General features: G+C 40.7%; 28 protein-coding genes. All 28 read left to right on the top strand.

Features of this window, described 5'->3' with window-relative positions:
* Nucleotides 1–7: 7 nt before the first annotated feature.
* The 28 genes from ACEN4I_RS04260 (at nucleotide 8) to avd (ending at nucleotide 22395) form a co-directional block, all read left to right on the top strand.
* A complete protein-coding gene (locus ACEN4I_RS04260) occupies nucleotides 8–1399 on the top strand; it encodes an anti-CBASS protein Acb1 family protein (protein ID WP_407127584.1) in 1392 nt (463 codons plus the stop codon).
* Nucleotides 1400–3247 carry a minor capsid protein gene (locus ACEN4I_RS04255; RefSeq protein ID WP_407127582.1) on the top strand — a complete coding sequence of 616 codons (1848 nt, stop codon included), beginning with the start codon at nucleotides 1400–1402 and terminating at the stop codon, nucleotides 3245–3247.
* 18 nt (nucleotides 3248–3265) lie between these two features.
* The gene (locus tag ACEN4I_RS04250) at nucleotides 3266–3541 is read left to right on the top strand and encodes a hypothetical protein (RefSeq protein ID WP_407127580.1); all 276 of its coding nucleotides are present in this window, start codon (nucleotides 3266–3268) and stop codon (nucleotides 3539–3541) included.
* A gap of 94 nt (nucleotides 3542–3635) precedes the next feature.
* Entirely contained in the window at nucleotides 3636–3842 is a 207-nt protein-coding gene (locus ACEN4I_RS04245; RefSeq protein ID WP_407127578.1) for a hypothetical protein, read from the top strand.
* A gap of 2 nt (nucleotides 3843–3844) precedes the next feature.
* The gene (locus ACEN4I_RS04240; RefSeq protein ID WP_407127576.1) at nucleotides 3845–4960 is read left to right on the top strand and encodes a DUF2213 domain-containing protein; all 1116 of its coding nucleotides are present in this window, start codon (nucleotides 3845–3847) and stop codon (nucleotides 4958–4960) included.
* 2 nt (nucleotides 4961–4962) lie between these two features.
* Complete coding sequence (locus ACEN4I_RS04235; RefSeq protein WP_407127574.1) at nucleotides 4963–5421, top strand: hypothetical protein; 459 nt, start codon at nucleotides 4963–4965, stop codon at nucleotides 5419–5421.
* 20 nt (nucleotides 5422–5441) lie between these two features.
* Nucleotides 5442–6344, top strand: a complete 903-nt coding sequence (locus tag ACEN4I_RS04230) for a DUF2184 domain-containing protein (protein ID WP_407127573.1) — start codon at nucleotides 5442–5444, stop codon at nucleotides 6342–6344.
* A gap of 21 nt (nucleotides 6345–6365) precedes the next feature.
* Nucleotides 6366–6737, top strand: a complete 372-nt coding sequence (locus tag ACEN4I_RS04225; RefSeq protein WP_407127571.1) for a hypothetical protein — start codon at nucleotides 6366–6368, stop codon at nucleotides 6735–6737.
* Between the two features lie 12 nt (nucleotides 6738–6749).
* Complete coding sequence (locus ACEN4I_RS04220) at nucleotides 6750–7094, top strand: DUF4054 domain-containing protein (RefSeq protein ID WP_407127569.1); 345 nt, start codon at nucleotides 6750–6752, stop codon at nucleotides 7092–7094.
* Complete coding sequence (locus ACEN4I_RS04215; RefSeq protein ID WP_407127567.1) at nucleotides 7094–7711, top strand: hypothetical protein; 618 nt, start codon at nucleotides 7094–7096, stop codon at nucleotides 7709–7711. The genes ACEN4I_RS04220 and ACEN4I_RS04215 overlap by 1 nt, the downstream gene beginning before the upstream one ends.
* Nucleotides 7711–8094 (top strand): hypothetical protein, encoded by a 384-nt coding sequence (locus tag ACEN4I_RS04210; RefSeq protein ID WP_407127566.1) that lies wholly within the window; start codon nucleotides 7711–7713, stop codon nucleotides 8092–8094. The genes ACEN4I_RS04215 and ACEN4I_RS04210 overlap by 1 nt, the downstream gene beginning before the upstream one ends.
* Complete coding sequence (locus ACEN4I_RS04205; protein WP_407127564.1) at nucleotides 8078–8539, top strand: LIC_12616 family protein; 462 nt, start codon at nucleotides 8078–8080, stop codon at nucleotides 8537–8539. Before ACEN4I_RS04210 ends, ACEN4I_RS04205 begins: the two co-directional genes overlap by 17 nt.
* 18 nt (nucleotides 8540–8557) lie before the next feature.
* The gene (locus tag ACEN4I_RS04200; RefSeq protein WP_407127562.1) at nucleotides 8558–9553 is read left to right on the top strand and encodes a DUF3383 family protein; all 996 of its coding nucleotides are present in this window, start codon (nucleotides 8558–8560) and stop codon (nucleotides 9551–9553) included.
* Between the two features lie 18 nt (nucleotides 9554–9571).
* Nucleotides 9572–9970: a phage structural protein gene (locus tag ACEN4I_RS04195; protein ID WP_230523521.1), complete on the top strand. Its 399-nt coding sequence runs from the start codon at nucleotides 9572–9574 to the stop codon at nucleotides 9968–9970.
* A gap of 61 nt (nucleotides 9971–10031) precedes the next feature.
* Complete coding sequence (locus tag ACEN4I_RS04190; RefSeq protein WP_407127560.1) at nucleotides 10032–10364, top strand: hypothetical protein; 333 nt, start codon at nucleotides 10032–10034, stop codon at nucleotides 10362–10364.
* A gap of 173 nt (nucleotides 10365–10537) precedes the next feature.
* Entirely contained in the window at nucleotides 10538–15334 is a 4797-nt protein-coding gene (locus ACEN4I_RS04185) for a transglycosylase SLT domain-containing protein (RefSeq protein ID WP_407127558.1), read from the top strand.
* On the top strand, nucleotides 15334–15888 hold the full coding sequence (locus ACEN4I_RS04180; RefSeq protein WP_407127557.1) for a phage baseplate protein: 555 nt from the start codon (nucleotides 15334–15336) through the stop codon (nucleotides 15886–15888). The genes ACEN4I_RS04185 and ACEN4I_RS04180 overlap by 1 nt, the downstream gene beginning before the upstream one ends.
* A gap of 9 nt (nucleotides 15889–15897) precedes the next feature.
* Nucleotides 15898–16233, top strand: a complete 336-nt coding sequence (locus tag ACEN4I_RS04175) for a phage baseplate plug protein (protein ID WP_407127555.1) — start codon at nucleotides 15898–15900, stop codon at nucleotides 16231–16233.
* Nucleotides 16226–17020: a phage protein gene (locus ACEN4I_RS04170; protein ID WP_407127554.1), complete on the top strand. Its 795-nt coding sequence runs from the start codon at nucleotides 16226–16228 to the stop codon at nucleotides 17018–17020. The genes ACEN4I_RS04175 and ACEN4I_RS04170 overlap by 8 nt, the downstream gene beginning before the upstream one ends.
* Nucleotides 17017–17364, top strand: coding sequence for a hypothetical protein (locus ACEN4I_RS04165; protein WP_407127552.1), 348 nt, complete (start codon nucleotides 17017–17019; stop codon nucleotides 17362–17364). The genes ACEN4I_RS04170 and ACEN4I_RS04165 overlap by 4 nt, the downstream gene beginning before the upstream one ends.
* Nucleotides 17361–17714, top strand: coding sequence for a hypothetical protein (locus ACEN4I_RS04160; RefSeq protein WP_407127550.1), 354 nt, complete (start codon nucleotides 17361–17363; stop codon nucleotides 17712–17714). Before ACEN4I_RS04165 ends, ACEN4I_RS04160 begins: the two co-directional genes overlap by 4 nt.
* Nucleotides 17707–18888 carry a baseplate J/gp47 family protein gene (locus tag ACEN4I_RS04155; protein ID WP_407127548.1) on the top strand — a complete coding sequence of 394 codons (1182 nt, stop codon included), beginning with the start codon at nucleotides 17707–17709 and terminating at the stop codon, nucleotides 18886–18888. Before ACEN4I_RS04160 ends, ACEN4I_RS04155 begins: the two co-directional genes overlap by 8 nt.
* Entirely contained in the window at nucleotides 18881–19765 is an 885-nt protein-coding gene (locus ACEN4I_RS04150) for a hypothetical protein (RefSeq protein ID WP_407127547.1), read from the top strand. The genes ACEN4I_RS04155 and ACEN4I_RS04150 overlap by 8 nt, the downstream gene beginning before the upstream one ends.
* A 13-nt stretch (nucleotides 19766–19778) precedes the next feature.
* On the top strand, nucleotides 19779–20090 hold the full coding sequence (locus ACEN4I_RS04145; protein WP_407127545.1) for a hypothetical protein: 312 nt from the start codon (nucleotides 19779–19781) through the stop codon (nucleotides 20088–20090).
* Nucleotides 20091–20093: 3 nt separating this feature from the next.
* Complete coding sequence (locus ACEN4I_RS04140) at nucleotides 20094–20600, top strand: hypothetical protein (RefSeq protein ID WP_407127543.1); 507 nt, start codon at nucleotides 20094–20096, stop codon at nucleotides 20598–20600.
* Nucleotides 20597–20938 carry a hypothetical protein gene (locus tag ACEN4I_RS04135; protein ID WP_407127542.1) on the top strand — a complete coding sequence of 114 codons (342 nt, stop codon included), beginning with the start codon at nucleotides 20597–20599 and terminating at the stop codon, nucleotides 20936–20938. The genes ACEN4I_RS04140 and ACEN4I_RS04135 overlap by 4 nt, the downstream gene beginning before the upstream one ends.
* 1 nt (nucleotide 20939) lies before the next feature.
* Nucleotides 20940–21965 carry an SUMF1/EgtB/PvdO family nonheme iron enzyme gene (locus ACEN4I_RS04130; RefSeq protein WP_407127540.1) on the top strand — a complete coding sequence of 342 codons (1026 nt, stop codon included), beginning with the start codon at nucleotides 20940–20942 and terminating at the stop codon, nucleotides 21963–21965.
* 91 nt (nucleotides 21966–22056) lie between these two features.
* Entirely contained in the window at nucleotides 22057–22395 is a 339-nt protein-coding gene (gene avd, locus ACEN4I_RS04125) for a diversity-generating retroelement protein Avd (protein WP_407127538.1), read from the top strand.
* Nucleotides 22396–22421: the final 26 nt, after the last annotated feature.

Below are 22421 nucleotides of genomic sequence, written 5' to 3'. Positions count from 1 at the left end.
AATAAGAATGCCTAAAGCATACAAAAGAAAGATATTAGAAGATGGTCAATTAAAAGGGCAGCTCCGAACGGACTTCATGCAAGGAAATGGAAAAGCCGGAGCAAGAGATGCTCTCGTTCGTCAAAAGGCGTCACCTAGAAGACGTTTGAGTGCTCAAGAAATCACTGATTTATACGCAAGTAGTGCGATGGTACAGACTATCATAGACACTCCAGCAAATGATCTAACCCGTGCAGGGTGGACCATCAACATGAAAGATAAAAAAGTAAAAGACGCTCTTGAATCTAAGCTGAGACAATTGAGAGCGAAAGATGCTTTTAATGACATGTACCGCTACGATCGAATGTATGGAGATGGATTTATTTCAATCGGAACAGTTGAGGACCATACGCATACGTTGGAAGATGAATTAATTCCAGAAAAGATCAAACGCATCCCTTACATAAATGCGTTCTCTAACCAGGTAGTCAGCAACTTTTACATCAATGAAGATATGTTTGATGAGAACTATGGCAAAGTCGAATTGTTCGAGGTCTCCAGAAGGAAAAACGACGGGAAAACAGTTAGCTATTCAATGCAGACGATGGATAAGGTCCATCATTCTCGATTGATCCATCAACAAAGTAAAAGGCTGGAATTTGAACACGAAGGATTAAGTCTAATCGAATCATTATACGACATCATCACTGTGCTAGACACCTCTCTATGGTCAGTTGGCCAGATGTTATACGATTATTCGTTCAAAGTATTTAAATCGAACGATGTGGATACGTTGACTAAAGACGAAAAAGCAGAGCTAGGGATGCTGATGGACTACAAATTTAGAACAGAAGCATTGGCCATCATTGGAGCTGATGAAGAACTGGATAAGAGAGGAACACCTGCTAGCGGAATCAATGACTTATTGAGTTTCGTTTGGGACTTTTTAGCAGGATCAGTCAAAATTCCAAAGACTATTTTAAAAGGGCAAGAAGCCGGCACATTAACTGGAGCAGAGTATGATGTAATGAATTACTACACTAGCATCGCAGCAATTCAAGAGAACGAGTTGAGACCGCAGCTAGAAAGGTTGGTTCGTTTACTGATGGTCGCTTCAGATGAACTAGGCGGGTCTGTTGATCCTGATTCTATAGAATGGTCGATAGAATTCAATCCATTATGGAATGTTGACGCCAAAACTGATGCTGAAATACGTAAATTATTAGCCGAGACGGACAAAATTTACATCGAGACCGGAGTGTTATCTTCCGAAGATGTTAATGACGTTCGTTTTGGTCGTTTCGGATTGACTGAATCATCTAAATATAATGCTGATGCTGCAGATGAATCGATTGATGTCTTGGCAAAAGCGGTTAAAGAAGGATACGAAGCTCATTTAAAAAATAAGCAGGTGGACTAAATGGTTAAAAAGATACCTAAAACAATTTATCCGCATCGGGCTGAACAACAATATGCTAAAAAGCTGAAAAAACACTTCTCTGAGCTCGGGGACTATGTTCTGGAAGAATTATCCGGAACACTATCTGAAATCGATTCTGAGCTGAAAAAACAGCAAATTAGGGAAGATGTGAACGTATCTCAAAGGGTTAAAAACATCTTCAAAAAGATTCGCAAACAATCGCTGGAATACGTTGGAGAAAAAGAAGTCAGCAAAGAAGCTGGGCAGTTCATCAAAAACATCAGCACAGTGAACAAAAGTAATGTAGCAGCTCAAGAGCGAGTTAAAGGCATCAATCCAATTGATAACGAATCATGGTTGAAGTCTTACATGGACGAAAAGGTCAAAGAGAACGTAGGATATATTTCCTCTATACGCGACGAGACTTTGGACAAGTTCGAGGAGATTGTTAAAAACGGCGTGGAAAAAGGGCAATCAGCTGCAGACATCAAAGATGCATTAGTCGAACGTTCTGGAATCAGTGAGAATCGAGCTGCTTTTATCGCTAGAGATCAGACCGGATCTATATTAGGGCAGATGAATGCCAAAAGACACACTCAAAGTGGTATAAAGGCTTATAGATGGCGTGACTCAGATGATTTGGCAGTGAGAGACAGCCATGCAGAACGTGATGGGAAAATTTACTTCTATGCCGATGACGAATTACTCCCAGGAGAGGATTACAACTGCAGGTGTGTCGCCGAACCTGTATTTGATGATGAGCTAGCTGCAGCTGGTCTGTTGGATCCCGATAAGATTTCTCGTGAGACGAATCAAACGAAAAATCAAAGTGAAGAGTTGGCGTCAAAAGAAGTCGATGTTAAACAGAAAATAGAAAAAATCAAAAGCACTATTTATGACCTCCCTGATGAAGCTTCCATCAAAGAAGCTGGAAAAATCATCGAAGACGAATTCAAAAAAGCCACTTCTTTATCTAACAGAGCGGAAAAAATAGCTGAAGCTCAAAAAAATTATGAAGAAGTTGCGATCAAAGAAATAGTTACAGAAAGAGAGCAAACTCAAAAAATTAAAGACAAATATAAGCAAACTGTCATCGAATTAGAAGACCAATACGAGGACGGATTGATCAACGTCAACGAATACAATAAACGTTTGTCTAAAGCTGCGGAATTAAGGAACAAAGGATTGAGCGAGTACAAAGAAAAAAATCCACGTAAAAGCGATGAATTAAAGAAGATATGTGATGACATGCGCTCTAATTTGTATTATGATAACGCTGAAGACGTGAAACAGATATTTGCTAAAATCAGACCTATGGGAAGCGACGGAATCGATATCAAATCACACTTAAACGGTTCTAGAACTGAAACAGCAAAAACAATAGCAAATGCGTACAATTTCTACCCCTCTGAGTGGGTAGAAAAATCAGTATCATACAATAAACTGAAGGTTAAAAAAGTAAAGCGGGGTTTTTACCGGCACTACGATAAAAACAGTGAATACGCAGAATTAACTTTGTCCGGAGAAAGAGAGCAGGCTTTTAGAGTCGCTATCCACGAGCTGGGTCACAGGATGGAAAGAGCTGTTGATGGTCTGATTGGCATAGAAAAGATATTCTACGACCGAAGAACAAAAGACGAGCCGTTAAAGTGGATGGGCAAAGGTTACGGAAGAGACGAAAAATCAAGAAAAGATGACTTTTTGAACATATACATGGGTAAAGATTACGGCGGCAGAGCTTATGAACTAGTTAGCATGGGATTCGAAAAGCTGTATACTGATCCCGAGACGTTAATGAAAGATAAAGATATGTTTAGATGGATTTGCGGCATATTAGCATTGATGTAAAGGAGAGGGTGAGGGCTTATGGCTAAAATAACCGCTACGGGTAAACGTAGAGGAGAATATTTACACATTGTTGCCGAAGATGGAAAAGTGGTAATCGACGGTGAAGAGAGCGAAGTGTATGACTACATTTTAAAAGATGAAGTTGATCCTATTGGCGGAACTTTCTATTCCCAACCTGGCTCAATGATGAATATTTACAACAATCTGCAACACAATTTTTTTGATGATGCGCCTAAACTGAAAGTTGATGGAGATATCGGAGAAATACCTTACGAAGAAGGATTCGTTTATTAACTCAATAATCACTTTAGAGCTCTGGCTAACGCCGGGGCTTTTTTTGTATTACAAAAGACACGTATGAGTGAGACAGAAAAGCGAGGTGATGACAATGAACGACGGAAAAGTAAATGCGCCAAAACCAAAAGAAGTTAACCAATCGATTAAAGCACGAACTCACGTGTTTAAAAAAGGTGACCAACTGCATGAGATTGCTACTAAAAATGGCATGACCGTAGGGAATTTACTTATTTTAAATGATCAAAAACGTGAATTCAAAGCTGGTGACGAGATCAAATTGACCCGGGATGGTGAATAAGGATGAAAGTACAGCGTTTTGACAAAGCTTATATCAAAGACTTCTCAGAAACATCCGAGGGGTATTTGACAGTTAAAGCTCCTATTACTCGTCCTGGGGTATTCCCGTACTTACGTTCTGATGGCGGCATCGAGATGGAAGCAAAACTGCCTGAAGAGCTTTTTAGTGAAAAAACAATTCGGTCTGCAAATGCTAAGCCTGTTACCGATGACCATCCTACAGAGCTAGTCACTGTTTCAAATCACAACAGATATGCCAAAGGAATGACTCATACTGATGCATCAATTGATGATGAAAAGCTTTGCATCTCATTCACTATCACTGATTCAGATTTGATCAGCAAGGTGAGAAATGGGAAAAGAGAGCTTTCTATTGGATTTATGGCCGATGTGAGTCAAGAACAAGGCGAGTATAACGGAATGACTTATGATAGCGTCCAAAGAAATATGGATATTAACCACTTAGCCGTCGTGGATAAAGGGAGAGCTGGCAGTGAAGTATCTATTCGAGGCGATTCTCAAGCATTCATGATTGATCACGATGATATAGACAACCAAAAAGGAGGAACACGAGCAATGGCTAAATTACTTATTGATAGCAAAGAATTTGAAGTGGATTCAGTTGTTAAAGCACGCATCGACACACTCGAAGCACAATTAACTGCTGAGAAAACTAAAGCAAGTAACGTTGACACGATCTCAGGAGAAAGAGATGCCCTGCAGACTCAATTAACAGCAAAAGAACAAGAGTTAGAAGAATCAAAAGCGAAAGAATTAACCGGTGATGCATTCGACACCGCTGTTAACGATCGTATCGAATTGATGAACAAAGCTAAATCATTGGTAGGTGATTCTTTTGATTTCAAAGGAAAATCCGATCGTCAAATCAAAGAAGCGGCTATCAAAACTTTGAATGATTCTATCGATTTAACTGGCAAGTCTGAAGATTATGTTAATGCTTTCTATGATTCCATGACTACAGTAGTTGAATCTAAAGGTTATACCGCTGGGGCTGTTTTTGGCGACGCTAAAGATGCGAAGTCTAGCAAGGAAGAAATTGAGAAAATGAAAAAAGAGCGTTTGAACTTAAAAAACGCTTCTAAGAAAGGAGATAAATAATCATGCCTATTCCTATCGGACAAGAATATATGGAAGCACCAGCTGCACTAGGTAAGATTGCCAATTATCAATCGGTTGAAGCGAATACCACAGCTTGCGGAGCTGAAGAAATCGTTTTTGGTAAAGCAGTTTACGCTGAGGAAGACGTAGCTCAAGTAATGACTACTGGAAAAGACTTTTTCGGCGTTGTTTTAGCACGAAGTTACGTCAAAGAGATCACAGCTGGGGATAAAGCTGGTGTTTATGTCAAAGGGGATGCTGTCCCAGTGATTAGAAAAGGAACTATCTGGGTCCAAGTGGATGAAGATGTCATCTCTAATCAAAAGGCAGTCGTTAACACGGCTACAGGTAACTTTCTACCAGCGAACACAGCGTTAGAATCTAAGACGGAAGTTGTTGGGACATTCATGTCTACTGCTATGGCAGACGGACTTGCAATGCTTCAAATCAACTTACCATAACTAAAGGGGGAAAATAGAACATGGCAGGAAATATCACAGCAACATTAGAAGCACGCGACCTAGAAGCTATTGACCGCATTCTATACGAAGCACCTAAAGAAGAATTAGTAGCACGGTCATTATTCAATGTGAAATCAGACGTTGATCCCGGGGCTGAAACATATGGCTATAACGTACTTACTCGTACAGGTGTAGCGAAAATCATCGCAAACGGAGCGGACGATTTACCGTTAGTAGACGTGGACATGAAACGTGAATTCGTTCAAATTTACACTATTGCAGCTGGATTCCGTTACAGTGTTCAAGAACTAAGACAAGCAAAGATGTTGAATCAATCTGTTGATGCTACTAAAGCAGAAACAGTTCGTCGTGCCATTGCCGAGAAAGAAAATTCATTAGCGTTTTCCGGCGATAGCAAATACAACATCAAAGGGTTGTCAAACGTTACTGGGATTCAAGTAGTTAATGCTGCAGCGATTGGTACAGGGAGCTCGACAAAATGGAAAGATAAGACACCCGCACAAATCGAGGAAGAAATCCGCGAGGCACGTTCAAAAGTGACTGTATTACCAGGCTACGTTGCTGCAGGTTTAGCTTTGGCTTTGCCACCAGAACAGTACGAAATGTTGGATAAACGTTATTCAGACTTCGATACTCGAACAATTAAAGAAGTAATTCGAGCTCACGGCTGGTTTACTGATATCGTTCGTGTAGCTGATTTAAAAGCAGCTGGAACGGGTAAAACAGCATCAATGTTGATCATTGAAACAAGCCGTACTACTGCAGAGTTATTGATCCCTATGGATGTCACTCGATTGGAAGAAGAATGGAAATACCCAAATTGGACTATCCCTAACGAAGAGCGTTGTGGCGGTATGATCATTCGTGCACCTTACGGAATCGTTCGTGTAGACGGTATTTAATAAAAAATAGGAGGAATGAGAATGTTAGTGCAAAATAAAGGGGAATACATCCGCCACGTAGGGGTTAGATTGATTCCTGGGACAAACAACTTAGAGACTGACGAGGCTGAGGCTTTTAAAGAAGCCGTCAGAACTAACCCGTTAGACAAAGCTCTTGTAGGCAAAGAAATTTTCTTCGATTCCGAAAAACCGGATGCGGTTATCAGTGAAATCAAAGCTGATGATGCATTACTTTTAATCGCCGATACATTTGATGTGGATTTATTGAATCGATTCCACGACGAAGAGGAAGGTTCTAAAAGACCCCGTACAACAGTATTGAAAACTATTGAAAATCAAATCGCTTCAATTCTCGACCCTAATGAAGATGACATCGTTGACCAAGAAGGATAGGAGGTTTTCATTGTGAAAACTACCGTCGAAAAGCTGAAAGTATTCGCTGATCTATCTGCTATGAATGACGCTTCATTAGAAATGTACATCGACGATGCTTATCTATCTGTCAAAGGTAAATCATTTCCTGAAGAGTATGAAGAGATGGCCAATCGTTATCTAGCTGCTCATCTGGCCACTATGTCGAATAAACATGTTATAGCTGAAGCTGTCGGAACCTTAAAGCGCGAATACAGCGACAAAAACACATTATCCGAAGGCTTAGCTTCAACGGTTTATGGGCAAAAGTACCAGGAATTAGAAAAAGAGTTTGCTAAAAACAAAGCAAAAAAAGGAATTAGCTTGGTGGTGATTTAATGAAAGTGGAGAATGATTATTCCGAACAAGACCGTATTTTAGAAGTCTTTAAAGACTTAAACAAGTACTCACTAGAAATCGGGATATTCGGCTCGGACGATTCATTTATGGCTATGATCGCAAATGTTCATGAGTTTGGGATGACAATTAAACCAAAAGGGAAATGGCTTACTATTCCCACTAAAGAAGCGGGAAACAGGACGGCGAAGGATATACCTGACTTATTCAAACCAAAAGGCGTTAATGCCTTGGTTGTAGAAGACAAACGAAAGCGAGGAAGGAACAAAGATGGCTTTATTGTCATGTTCTGGCTGGCTAAAGAGGTAAATATTCCTGAACGATCCTTTATTCGCTCCACTTTTGACGAAAAGGAAGATGATTGGTTTGAATTCTTCCAAAATCGATTGGATGACATCGTATTAAGCAAAATTACCGCCAAGAACGTTTGGGAGCAACTGGGGGCATTGATCACAAAGGATGTTCAAAACAAGATTAGGGAAATTAAGACGCCTGGCAAATCAGAATTGACTTTGCAGCGCAATCCTTCTAAAAACAACCCTTTGATCAGCACCGGACGAATGCTCCAATCCGTTACATGGAAGGTCGTGAAAAGGTAATGGAAAAAATGGATTTTGCCAGTCTATTAGCTGTTTTCGGCGTACCTCTTAAGGTTTACTCAAAAGATAGCTTAGAAGGGCATTACGAAGGGACAGAATGGGTTGAGGGCAGCGTTAAAAATACACCCTTTAAAATAGTTAACGAACCTTTCATTCCGTCTAGCTTGAACAGTCGCGTGCCTATCATGCTGGATTATGGTCAATCTGGAGTAAAAGAAATGTATGAAATGACCTGGTTCAGTTCATTGGTAGTCGAATTGAAAACAGTTGTAGAGCATAATGGTAAATTTTATACCGTTGAAGATGCTACTCCGTTCACTGATTATTCAAATGTAACGCAATACGGCTGTAGAGGGGTGGAAAATCTTGGGCCAAAGCTTTGATTACCGCGAGTTCATCAATAAAATAGCAACATTGCTGAAGACTAATTTCCAGCTATCGCTTATTGAATCTAATTCGATCGGTGAACAGCTGGATTTTCCTTTTGTCACCTATACCATCACAAGTCCATATATTTCCACAACACAAGACATTGTCGAAAACGAAATATTTGAGATGATTATAAGCTTCACGATTCACACTAGAAGCACTTTGGATGCATTAAATACATCCGGAAACATCAATAAATGGTTTAGATCAGACACTACTCGTTTGGTGTTAGCGAAAGATGGAATTGTCGTTGTAAAAGCCACTAACTCAGGAAGTCGAGATAATTTTGTGTCTGTCGATTATGAACGCACAGCAGGTTTTGATATCCGATTCAGGGTTACTGACCAATATATAGGCGAGCAAGTAGAAGGAATAAGCGCAGTACAAATAGATTATTAAAAAAATGGAGGTATTTACATGGCACAACCAATTAGTGACGTTACAGTTAAGATTACCGTACAAACTCCTACATCCGTTGTCGGTTTAGGTAATCCAGCTATTTTTGTAAAAGGGCTAACAGCTGGAATGAAATCTTATTCTGATTTAGAAGGATTGGCAGCGGATTACGCAGTTGGGACAGGCGTCTACAACAAAGCGAAGACAATCTTCGCACAAATCAATAAACCAGCAAAAGTTCTTGTGGTCACATACGCAGAAGGCGCTGTAGCTGCAGCTGCAGATAACGCATTTTACGAAGATTGGCACTTTGCTTTATTAGCAGAGTATAACGAGACTGATGCATTAGCGTTGTCTAACTTTGTAGAAGAACAAAATTACAAATTCGTAGTCTTACAAGTAGAAATGGCTGAAGAGTTATTACCGTATGAAAACAACTCATTAACAATTGGGGTGGTTCATTCTAAACCAGCTGAGGCTTTAGATGCAGCTTTAGTCGGCGACGCAGCTAACGCTACTGTAGGTTCAATCACTTGGAAGTTCCGTCAAAATCTGGCAGGCATTACTCCAGACAACATTAACAGAACAGAGCTAGATGCTATTCACGCCGCAGGAGGAATTGCGTACGTTTCAAAAGCAGGTGTTTCTCAAACTTCTGAAGGGAAAACTGTAGGCGGAGAGTTTATTGATGCGATCCATGGAGAACACTGGGTAAAAGCAACGATTGAATCTCGTGTCCAATCGTTATTGGCCAACACAGACAAATTATCTTTTGACGCAAACGGTATCGCGCTGCTAGATGCTGAATTGACGACTGTTTTACAACAAGCATTCATCAACGGCATTGTTGACATGGTCGACGAATCTGGAGAACCTGATTTTGCTGTTGTCGCACTACAAAGAGCTGATTTAGATCCTGCAGATATCGCTGCAAGAAACTACAAAGGTCTTTCATTCACATACCGACGTTCTGGTGCTATCCACTCTGTGGCAGTAACCGGCACTGTTGAAGTCTAATAGAGGAGGATAATACACATGAACAATACAGCTACTTATGATGCTAAAAGCGTTACTGTAACGATTGACGGATGGGCAGCTTTCGGGTTTGCCGATGGAGACATGGTCACTACTTCGAAAGACAACGATAACGTCGAAATCGTGTCAGACGCACAAGGATTTTCTTCCTTGGCCAAGAATAACGACAAATTGGGCACTATCACAGTACAACTTTCTCAAGTATCGCCTTGCTATCCTAAAATGATGGACTTAGCTCTTAAACAGAAAGTATTTCCTGTATACGTAGTCAATGGAACTGAAAAAATTGGCGGGACTCAAGGGATCGTCACTAAAACACCTGACACAAACTTCGGGAAATCTATTGGAGCGCGTTCATTTACGATTAAAGTAATGGATTATACACATAACGTTAAATAATTGATGAGCGGACTTTTTAGTTCGCTTTTATTTTAATTCTAACTACAGAGGAGAATGATTGATGGCAACTAATAAAGAATTGAAAGAATTAGAAGCAAAAAGTGCGATTCCTGCAGCTGAAAAAACACCTATGAAAAAGTTCGGGGTTCAAGAAAAGAAAGAAGTGGCTGGTATTGAGTACACTCTTCAATTCCCTGGAGTTCGTGCTGCACAAAGAATCTTAGATAGCTCTAAACAAATCGGCGGAATCTTTAACGACGAAGCATATAATTCACAAATCATGGAAAGTGTAATTGTAGAACCAAAAGTTGATTGGGACTATTGGGATGAGCATGAGGGCTATCGTGAGTTAATGGCAATAGCCGACAACTTTCTTGGTCGAATGCTTAAGTAGTCCAAATGAATATGAATTACAGAAAGAAATCGACGATAATTACATGCATATCCTGCCTGTTATAGCAGGCATAGCGACTCGTGAAGAAGTCGAATTAGCGACGGCTCATGAGCTGTCGCTTTTTTACTTTATGGCCATAGAAAAAATAAAATTGATGAGAGGAGGTCTGTAAGGTGAGTGATTCATTACGTAAGTCGGTCATCACAATCGATTGGAAAATCAATAATGATAGCTTGGTCAAAGCAAATAAGGAAACTGATGATTTAATTAGTCGAGTTGGCCAGAATGCTGAACAAGCTTTCGGGAAAACAGAAGCTTCCATCGATAAATCTGCAGCCTCTCTAAAAAAACACAATGTCGTCATAGTAGATACTTCAAAAAGCACAGATAATGCTAGAAAATCAGCTGATTCTGCAAAGGACAGCTTTGTTGATTTAGGTAAAAAGTCAGCGGACTCACTAGATAAAACTGATGACGAAGCACAAGACTTGAATCAATCCATGGAAAAAGTAGGTAAAAAGACTGATTCGGCCAAAACGGATTTTATTCAACTTGGGAATAGTTCTCAAAACTCGTTGAATAAAGCAAGTCGAGCATCAAAAGACGTGTCTAATTCAGTGGGGGATATCGGAAATAAAACAGACTCCGCAAAAGGGAAAGTTTCTGGATTTGCCTCTAGTTTTAAAACCAGTATGAAAAAAGCCGAATCAGCTACTTCTGGGGTCATATCTAAAGTAGATACATTGAGCACTAGAGTAGCTTCTGCAGCTAAAACGTTGGCTGCTACGTTAGGAAAAACCGCTTTGGTTGCTGGTGCTTTGGCCGTTGCCGGTACAGGCTACTCATTTAATGCTGCGTCTGATTTGAATGAGTCATTTAGTAAGACAGAAGTAGCATTCGATTCTCAATCAGACGTTATTAAGGATTGGTCTAAAAATACCATTGAAAACTATGGGTTAGCCCAAGGTACGGCTTTAGATTTGGCAGCAACATTTGGAGATATGTCCACATCGATGGGGCTATCGGATAAAGAGGCGGCCAAGATGTCCATGTCAATGGTTGGATTAGCCGGAGACTTATCATCTTTCAAAAATATCGATATCGAAAATACTTATGCTGCTCTAAATGGAGTGTTTACAGGCGAGACAGAATCGCTTAAAACTCTTGGTATCATAATGACTCAAACCAACTTAGAGCAATTCGCTTTAAATAAAGGTATGGAAAAATCAGTTAAGGAAATGAGTCAAGCCGAACTGGTTCAATTGCGCTATGCATACGTGATGGAAATGACGAAGAATGCCCAAGGCGACTTTGCGCGTACATCCGATCAAGCAGCCAACAGTACGCGCGTGTTCTGGGAAACGACTAAAGAGTTTGCCGCTAATGCCGGCCAGTCGTTACTACCGTTATTTACACCAGTAATTCAATTTGGATCTAAAATGATTTCTAGGCTGAATGGCGCTTTGCCTGCTTGGGAGAAAGCTCTAGCACCTTACAGCGAGAAAGTCGGCGAAGGTCTTAAGTGGATCGAAGAACGGATAGATGATGTTCCGGAGGCATTGAAGAAAGCGTCAGCTAAATTTGAACCTGTCATAAAACCAGCTTTAGAAGCTCTGGAAACGGCAAAAGATTTCATGATAGACACGTTTATTCCAACAATCGGAGAATTGGCTTCAAGTATGGGTCCGGGGTTCATGGAAGCAGGTATTTGGGCGTTCGAAACGATTGGAACAGTGATTGAGGAGTATGCCAAACCCGCATTCGAATGGTTGGAAGACTATTCAGCTAAGAATCCAGGACAAATGAAAATGATTGCTAAAGGCGCATCTATTGCTGTAGGTGGGTTGTTACTGTTTAACACGGTCAAAAAGCCAGTTTCTGCAGTCATCAGCATTATAGACGGTATCGTCGGAGCCATTGACAAAATCGCTCCATCAACGGAAAACGCGAATAAATGGCTTTCTAAGCTTAAAATACCCGGCGCTAAGACAGCACCAATCGCTCCAACAGGCGCAGCTCCAGTTGCAACTACAGCTACTGGCGGTTCTTTTATTAAAGGTGTTGGGTCTAAAGTCGCTGGATTTGGCTCGAAATTGCTCACAGGAGCTAAGAACACAGGTGGATGGTTAACTGGAGCTACTCAAGGTGCAAAAGCCACGCAAGGCGCCCAAATGTTCTTCGGCGGAGCTACTAAAGGGGCTAAACTTTTAAACGGCGCTAAAAATGTCGGGGTCCTAGGGAAAACGGCAGCTAAGTCAGTACCTGGATTGAGCCTCTTGCTCGCTGGTAGCAACTTGATTGGAATGAATCAAGATAATGCTGGCGAAAAAGTCGGAGAAACCAGTGGAATGATTGCCGGTGGAGGCATGGGCGCTGCTCTTGGTTCGATTATTGCTCCAGGAATCGGAACTATTATAGGAGGGGCAATCGGTACGTTTGCAGGTAGCGCTCTCGGAAAGAACATGGGTGAGTACGTTCAGGAACACTGGAAAGATTGGGGAGACAAACTTTCAGATTTTGGCGAAAAGCATCCAATTACAGGTATGCCGATTCGTTTCGTTGAAAATTCTGTTGAAGCTGCTAAAGATGGTATAGATTTCATGAAAAATCTATTTAAAGACCCTTTTGCAGATACGACTGAAGTTGATTTAGTCAAAGACGGAGTTTCGAAAGAATCCGCTAAAAAGGTCACTGAATGGATGGAAGGTCAGAACGAATTAGACACCGCTAGGGTTCAGAAACAATTCACCGGCGGGGCTATCTCTCAAAAAGAATTAGATGCTGTGTTGTCTGCTCGCGATCAACAAAATCAAACAATTGTTGATGCCCTTAATGGGAAAAAAGAAGCGTCTGGGAAAAACGTCAACATCCTCCAAGATGCGGGTGTTTTAGGTTCAGATGATGTTGCAAGTATTCTTGAAAGAGCAGATCACTTGAACAAAAAACGAGTTGATAAAGCTAACGAGCTAAGCAACGAGCTGAAAGCTCTCGAACAAAAAAAATATGACGAACAATTAGCTATTACTAAGAAGTATGAAGAGCAAATCAGCGGCATCAAGCAAAAAGCTAAAGAAGATGGTCGGACGCTAACGCAAGAAGAATTAGCTGAAATTAATCGTTTGGAAGAACAAGCTGGATTAGAGCGGAAAGGCATCTACGAAAAGTATGAACCACAGATTACTCAAATCCAAGAGGATCAAAAAAAAGGAGCAGTGCAAGCTTTATCAGCTTCGGCTGAAGAACAAGCGATTATTCTAGGAAGATTAAATGACAATACGGAACAGTTATCCGCAAAACAAGCTGCAGACATCGTTAAAAACTCTGTCGAAGCTAGAGATGGTGCCATCAGCGCAGCGAACGATAAGTATGATAAAGTCATTGCTGCAGCTGAAGAGGAATACTACGTTCATGGCACTATTTCTAAAGCTCAGTTTGAGGAAATAAAAGCTAACGCTGAATCGCAACGAGACTCATCCATAACAGCAGCCGAAGAAATGCATGAAGGCGTCGTTGATCAAGCTAAGCAACAAGCGAAAGGTCATTTGAAACAAGTTGATTGGCAAACCGGAGAATCGTTAAGTATGTGGGATAGATTCGTTGCCAGCATCGCAAAAGTATGGAACGCTATCACAGGCGGAATCAACAACGTCATGAAAGCCTTGGGGTTGGATTGGCATATTGACGAATGGAAGCCTTCGGGTTACAACAATAACACAAGAACAAAAAGCAATGCTAAGCCTCAATCCACCGCCACTCAAATGTATTACTCAGGTACGTCTGCTGCTTATGGTGGTCCTGCTTTAGTTGGTGAAGAAGGGTTTGAGTTAGCTTACGACAAAGCAGCGTCACAAGCCATGATTTTGGGGGCTAATGGTCCAGAAGTGACTCAAATTAAATCAGGAACACAGATTTTGAATCACAGAGATTCTGTCAAATTAATGAGCGGTGGTCTTGGAGCTGGGTCAGTGTTGCCAGGGTTCGACCGAGGCAATACATCACTCGGCGGAATGGTGTCTAGTGGAATGGCTAAAGTTAAAAGCGTTGCATCTAACCTATGGGGTAATACTAAAGAATTTGCTTCGAATGCATGGGACGGAGCTAAAAATATCGGTGGAAAAGTAGCTGATATAGCTTCAGGAGCGTGGGACTGGGTGAGTGATCCGGCGGGTAAATTAAAAGAATTAGTCGCTAAACACAATCCATTCAGCCTCGGCTCAAACAACACGATGGAATTGACAGGAGCCGGATTCATCAAAACGGCTGCTGACGGTGCCAAAGATTGGGTAACCGAGAAAGTTGCTGGTTTATTCAATTTTTCAGGAACTGGAAGCACAGAGCAAGTTAACAGCTGGATATCTAAAGCTATCAGCATCGCAGGAGTTCCCGCTTCTTGGGCTGGACCTTTGTCAACGATAGCTATGAAGGAATCTGGTGGTAACCCAACGGCGCAAAACAATTGGGACATTAACGCTAAAAACGGTATTCCTTCAAAAGGATTGATGCAAACGATTGGTCCAACGTTCAACGCATATAAAGCTTCTGGGCATGGGAACATCATGAACCCAATCGATAACGTACTAGCTTCAATCAATTACATCAAGTCACGTTACGGAGATGTATTTAATGTTCCTGGAATCAAGTCCATGAGCAGAGGAGGCGCCTATGTTGGTTATGCGAAAGGTGGTAAGGCTAGCAAGGGCGAAACATTCTTAGCTGGAGAAAACGGACCAGAATTGATCACAGCGCAGGATCCAACGACTATCTTGCCGAATGGATTAACTTCTAAGTTAATCGGGCAACAACAGTCTGAGGCGAAAACATTTGAATTTAAACCAGAGATTAACATCAATATCGAGGGCAGTGGTGATCCTCAAGAAGTGGCCAACAAAGTTAAGAAAGAAGTGGCTGAACAAATGGAACTGATGTACGAAAAAATGCGTAGATTATTTGATCCGGAGGTGGCTTATTAATGGCTAAATTGGATAATGTTTATATCTCGAACACGACCGACTCAGCGTCATACAGTGTCAACGTGACCGAGTATCCGGTTGAAAAAGGCATGCCGCTTTCGGACACAGTCATCCAAGTAGCGGACACTTTTACCGTAACAGGTTATATCATTGACAAGAACCCAGAAAACATCTTAAATAAATTCAAAAGCAAAATGGAGAAAGGTGCAGTAGTAAAGTACGTCGGGCGTGTGATTGCGTCTGATGTGCTGATTACTGCTATCAATCCTAGTTATTCTGGAAATATTCAAAACGGAATGGCGGTTTCGATATCGCTTAAAAAAATCAGGATTCCAAAAAGCCCTTGGGTTGTTCGCAAAACAACAACTACAAACAGCGGAACAAAGGCGAAAACTAGTGCATCGACTAAGAAATATCACAGAGTAAAAAAAGGCGATACTTATTGGGGCGTTTCTAGGAAATACAAAAAGAATTTAAAAACCATTATGGGTTACAAGGAAAATCCTTGGCCCGCAAGATTTATCCCGATTGGGGTAAAAATCAGATACCAGTGAGGTGATCAAATGGCTTTTAACACATTAATTGAATTGAATCCAGGAGAGATCCCTGTTGTCTTCGAGGTAGATTTAGGAGGAACTGTCTATTTAATGGGAATCAACAACAACATGGAATATGATTTTTTGACCGTTGATTTATTCGATTCAGACAGCGAGGCTTTAGTTTTGGGAGAAAAGATGGTTATTGATAGACCGCTGTTTGAAGATTATACAGATGACCAATTTCCCGGACCTGTTATCATCCCTTCAGACACATCGAAAAACGAAGCTAAGGTAACGGCCAATAACCTGGGCGTTACCGTTTTTTTATATATAGACGACGGAGGCGATTCGGATGACTAATTTAAACGAACGTGTATTGAATGTGACGATTGAGGGAGGAACCAATTATGCAAAATACTCTTATCCAGAAATCGAAATTCATGTTGACGTACCTTTTGATGATGACCCGACACCAAACGAAGCCACCGTGACTATTTATAATTTGTCACAAAGCAGCGTCAATCGTATTAAAAAAGGGCATAAAATGACGGTCAATGCTGGTGCTAAAAAAGAGTCAGGCGTATTGATGGAAGGTTCTATCTCGAAGGTTCACACTCAAATTTCAGGCGCCAACAAAGAAACAGTGATCAGTTTGGCCGATTTTAGTTTTGGCAAAAAAACAGTAGAAATAACCTTTTCAGATGGCACAAGAGCAGCGACAATACTTAGGCGATTGGCAGCGTTGGCGGGCATTACTATTGCCTATTTGGAGCTTCCGACAAACAAGAAATATGAGAAGGGGTATAAAGTATCCGGCTCGATTGAAAGTTCTTTTTCCACTGTAATCGACGATTGCGGTGCTTCCTCATATTACAGAAAAGGGAAGTTGTATATTCGAAATCTCAAAAAGGGTGATGACGAACGCTTTAATCTGAGCGCAGAAACAGGCTTGATCGGTTCTCCTAGCTACGTAGAAACGGAAGATTATAAAGGTTATAACATCCAGTGTGTTCTTCAATACAGGATCGCTACAGCTAGCATTATCACGTTATCTTCTCGTTTTGTCTCCGGAACTTACCGGGTGAAGTCCGGAAGACATTCATTTGACGGTAGCAGCTTTAGAACGGAGGCGTTGGTTATCTCATGAGTAATACGGATATGTTCTATAAAGAGTTCAAAAAAGGGGTTCTGTTGGAGGTTAATACTGGATTCCCGGCAAAAGTCATCTGGCTATCAGACGACCGTTCCACAGCAAGTGTTCAGCCGTTGTTTTTAAGAAAACTAAAGAGCGGAGAAAAATCTAAACAAACACCGATTTATCGGATACCAGTAGTTAAACATTGCAGGCCGGACATTGGAATAGACGGCTTAGTTATTTGTTTGGCCATGCAGCGATCTATTGACAATATGGACGGCGTTAAGCTGATTGATCCTGATAGCACACGCCTATTTAATGACAATGACTCTGTAGTGATTGGAGTGATTGAATGAAGACGTTGAAAATGAATGGTTCAGATTTAGATATTCAAAACAACGAATTTGTTATGGTGTCGGAAGTTGACGAGGTTGCACAAACGTTGCAAAACTTGTTGTCGATACGATTAGGAGAATTCGATTTAGATGAATTAGTTGGATTGGACAGAACGAATATACTTGGCAAGTCAAGAAACTACGACGAAATCAGAGATGATCTCATTTCGTGTTTGTCAATCGATGACAGAGTTGAGGTTGTGAATGAGATAGATATCAAGATCGAAAATGGTCGGAATGCCACTGTTCGTTTTTCTGTCAAACTGATTGATAGTCAAGATGTAGAAGGGGATGTGATTATTGATGCTTGATGACAAAGGTTTAAAAATTCTGACGTATGCTGATTTATTAACGGAGATGGAGAGTAAATCCAAAGAGTTATTTGGAGAAAATATCAATTTATCTTCTTACACGCCTTTAGGAATTCTGTTGAGAATCTTTTCTTGGTTCCTGGCCATCATTTGGCAAGTGGTGGAAAACGTCTATCATAGCTCTTTTATCAAAGATAGCGAAGGTATCCAGTTGGATAGGCATGGTCGCAATAGGGCGATCACTAGAAATCCAGCAAGCGAATCGACTGTTTTCTTGACGATTACGGGCGCCCCTTATTACACAATTCCAATTGGTAGTTATTTTGAAACTGAAGATGAAATCCGATTCATGACTATTTACGAATTGACTTTAGATCAAGTGGGCGCAGGGACGGTAGAGGCTGTTTCGGCTGAACGAGGAGCTGAAAATAACGTACTAGCTAATACGATCGTCGTTATTTCTGAACCCGTCGAGGAGTTATATAGTGTTACAAATGAACGAGAGGCTGCTGGTGGCTCTAATCAAGAATCAGATGTTAGTTATCGGGAACGATTGATTCAAGGGAATATAGCTCAAAATAACGCGATATTAGACGCTATCTATTCAAGAGTAAGAAATGTCAACGGAGTAGTGTCTGTCAAAATCAAGAATAATAATACGATGGACATAGTAGATGGAGTACCTCCTAAATCGCTTAATGTTATTGTCGTCGGCGGGAATGACGCAGAAGTTGGGCAGGCTATCTACAGCTCTGTAGCTGCTGGAGTCGGGACGAGCGGGGAAATAACTTATACAGCTACAGCAGCAGATGGAAATACACACGAGATTCACTTCTCTAAAGCTATTTCTACGCTTGTTTATTTCAAAGTATCTGTGACCGTCACAGAAGAGTTCCCGGCTGACGGAGTTGGAATGATTAAGGACAATATCATTTCTTATATCGGCGGAAATTCCAGCGACGGAACAAACTACACAGGTTTAGATTTATCAGAAGAGTTGATTTACACCAGGTTATTCCATAATGTTTATTCGATTCCGGGAGTAGAAAATACGACTGAACTATTAGCCGGAGTCAATCAAGAAAATATGACTGCTGGTAATATTTCTCCAGGGCTGAATAGCGTGTTAACGACTAGCGATGCAGCGATAGAGGTGAATGTGACTTATGCTTAAAAAAATGTTGAATATGATTCCTGAAGCTTTTTCTAATCTTCCTGAGAGCAATTTCGGGAAAATTCTTATTCTCATGGATCATCAGCTGATGAAGGTAAAAGAAACAGCACAAACTATTGAAGAATGGCATGATATGGACTTGGCCAAAGGTTCAACTTTAAATAAAATCGGTAATGATTACGAGGTTATCCGAGGAAGCGACAATGATTACTTGTACCGCTTTAGAATTAAATCAAAGATTGCTACAGCCCAGTCGAACGGGACATTCGATGAAATTATCAATGTCATTTGCAAGTCTATCAATGCAAATCCGGAAGACGTGAGTGTAATCGTTTACGAAAACGAACCTTTGGCTATCCAGATTGAGAAAGTGCCAATAAAGTACTTTAACGATACCGGAATCAAAATCAGTTCATTTGTCGACAGCGTGAGAGATGCAGTCGCTGCAGGTGTACGAGTAGAGTCAATTGTTATTGAGTCTGCCAGTCTCATGGAGATTCAACACAAGCGTACCGTTTACACGATTAAATACGGGTCGTTTTCAGGAGATGGAACACTTTCCGGAGAAACACCTTACGAAGTTTTTAAAGCCCGTGTAAGTGATAAAACGGTCGAAATAGAGCATGCTACAAAAGACTCTGTGATTGTTTATCCGCTATCAGGGGAAAAACCTTATGTGGTCAATTTGGCGCAAGTGTCGAAGAAAGATATAGATTTAAACGCTAGAACAGATTCTTTTGTAATACACTACCCACTAAATGGTGAAAAGCCGTATGTAAATATAAAAGGTGATATCAATAACAATTCAGTGAATCCGGGAACAAATGCAGAATCTTACAAAATTGAATTTAAGTTCTCTGGAGAAGATGATTTTTAGGGAGGGATAGGAATTGCTGACAGATGTAGCTTTAAAAAATTATTGTGAATACACAAAACGGATTGTCTCATCCGCGCAATATAAAATTGGGTCAACGTATTACGAGGCAGGAATTGACCGGATTGAACAAACTGAAAATGATACAATCTCGGTGTTTTTAGTGATCAACCCACCTTTTTCAGATGATGTAACGGTCAAAGAAGTCCGGCTATTCGATACCGGCGGAGACGTTTGGTTTAAGCAAGAAGAAAACATCTCAGTTAAAGCTTACCAAGAAGGCGTGCTATACAAATTTAGTTTCAAATTTACCGGGAAGGCGGTGTAAATAATGAGTTTATTTTATGATTTCACTCATTGGTTAGATCATGTTGTCCAGTATCCTGGGCGAAAAAAAGTAACAGAAAATCCTGATGGTACAGTTGATTTTGAACGTGCTGAAGGTGACATAGTGCAAAGGGGAACTCCTCAAAGTGCTACTAATTTTAATAACTTAGAGAAAGGGATTTTCGGTAATCAAATTCAAATCTTACAAACCGAGCAAAGAATCCTTCAAAGCGAAAGAAAGCTAACGGATTTGAGCGGAACGGTAGGTCAAACAACGTTAACCAATAGTCGGGCGTTCCCGTTCAATAACTCTGGCGTGACTATCCCTATTTCAAAAGTAAGATCCAACTTAAATTATGATGTCGAGACAGAGGTTTTGAGTAGCGCAGAAGGCTTTGTTGAAGAAGTCACTGTTTATGACAAGCAAGTCAACGGTTTTAAGATACATTTTACTGGATCAGCTAAATCAGTTTTGATTAAATACAAAGTTTCAGGAGGGATCTATAAATGATAATCAATAATATAACAGAGGGAAGAAAAATTCCTTATACGACAAACGGAAACATGATCTTTTTTAACGATGAAATGATGTTGAACCTCGAGAAGTATGAGCGTGATTATGAAATGTCTATTGATATTTGCGAAGACGAAAACTTCATGCTGGTTAACGGTTTGGGGCGACGATACGTAGCGCAAATTAAGCTTCCTGCTCGCAAATACAAAAAAGTGAATATAGAGACTGAATCAAATGAAGACGGAAGTGTTTTGGGAGAAGAGCCGATTGTCGAATCTGTTCCAGTTCCGTTTGAAATGGATGAGTGTACGTTAAATTTATGGGGGTTAGAATAATATGAGCAACTTTGATGCATTAAAGTTATCAGTAGAAGCGGCAATGCCGAATAATACAGTTTTGTTTGACGACAAAGGAATGCCGTCGATTATGGTGAAAGTTCCTAAATTTAAAGTTAGTGATGTGATTACAGGGGGGTCTCAAAGTACACATCCAGCTTTTATCGTTAATGGTGTTGAAAAAGATTTTATTTACATTTCAAAATACCAAAATATGGTGATTGATGATAGAGCTTATTCTTTGCCTATGCAAGACCCTAAAGTTGCGGTCAATTTTGATCAAGCAAAAGCTTTTTCCGAGAATAAGGGGCAAGGATGGCATTTGATGACGAATGCAGAGTGGTCTGCCATTGCTTTGTGGTGTTTAAAAAACGGATTCTTGCCACGTGGAAATAATAACTACGGTTCTGATCATGCCGCTAGTCACGAAACAGGAGCTGCTTCATATAGCGAGGGAAATAGAACCGCTAGAATCGCAACTGGATCCGGACCTGTTACTTGGTCACATAATGGAGATGGTTCTGGTATTTATGATTTAAACGGAAATGTTTGGGAATGGGTAGGAGGTTACCGGACTAACGAAGGTGAAATCCAAGTCATTCCTGATAATAATGCAGCTGTTACCGGAACGAATCAAACGGCTTCTAGTACATTATGGAAGGCTATCGATACTACAGGATCATTAGTTGCTCCAGGTACTTCAGGTACTCTTAAATTCGACAACACTTCTAAATTGGTAACGACACAATCAGGTACAACGGGACAAGGGAATGTTGAATTTGAATCTATGGCAAAAGACGCGAGCATTACTACTGTTCCAGAAATTTTAAAATCTTTAGGACTGTTTCCAGCAGGAACTAACTTAGGTGGAGACAGATTCTACACAGATTCTTCTGGAGAGCGGCTGGCTTATCGTGGTGGCACGTGGAGCCGCACGTCTAGCGCTGGTGTCTTTTCCGTGGGTGGCCACGGCGCTCGTTCGGGCGTGAGCACGACCCTCGGCTTCCGGTCCGCTTTTGTTGAATAACTGAAATCTGTAGCACTGAATCTCTGAAGTGTCCGCGATAGCGGGCGCTTTTGTTTTTATGTTTTTCACTCTAAGTCAACCGAGGTGTCTCTTGAACGATTTTAAAATATTGCAAAAGGTCTATGACATGATTCTTTACGGTAATCAATGTCTAAAACATTTTCCGAAGTCAGAAAAGTATGCAATGGCCGCAGATATCAAGCGATCTATGTATCGCTTATTAAGATTAGTGATTGAATCGAATAAAAAATATCACAAAAAAACCACAGCTCAACAAATGGATGTAGAACTAGAAGTTCTCCGTACTTTTATCAGGTTATCAGCTGATAAAAGTTTGAAGTATTTGCCGTTAAGCAAATACGAGAATTGGGCAAAAATGTTAAATGAAATCGGCCGTATGCTAGGCGGTTGGATGAAAACAATGAAATAAACAAAAATTGGGTATAGGTCATATAC

The organism is Desemzia sp. FAM 23990, from assembly GCF_045528485.1.
Taxonomy (GTDB): domain Bacteria; phylum Bacillota; class Bacilli; order Lactobacillales; family Carnobacteriaceae; genus Desemzia.
This window is presented reverse-complemented; position numbering and strand designations above follow the sequence as displayed.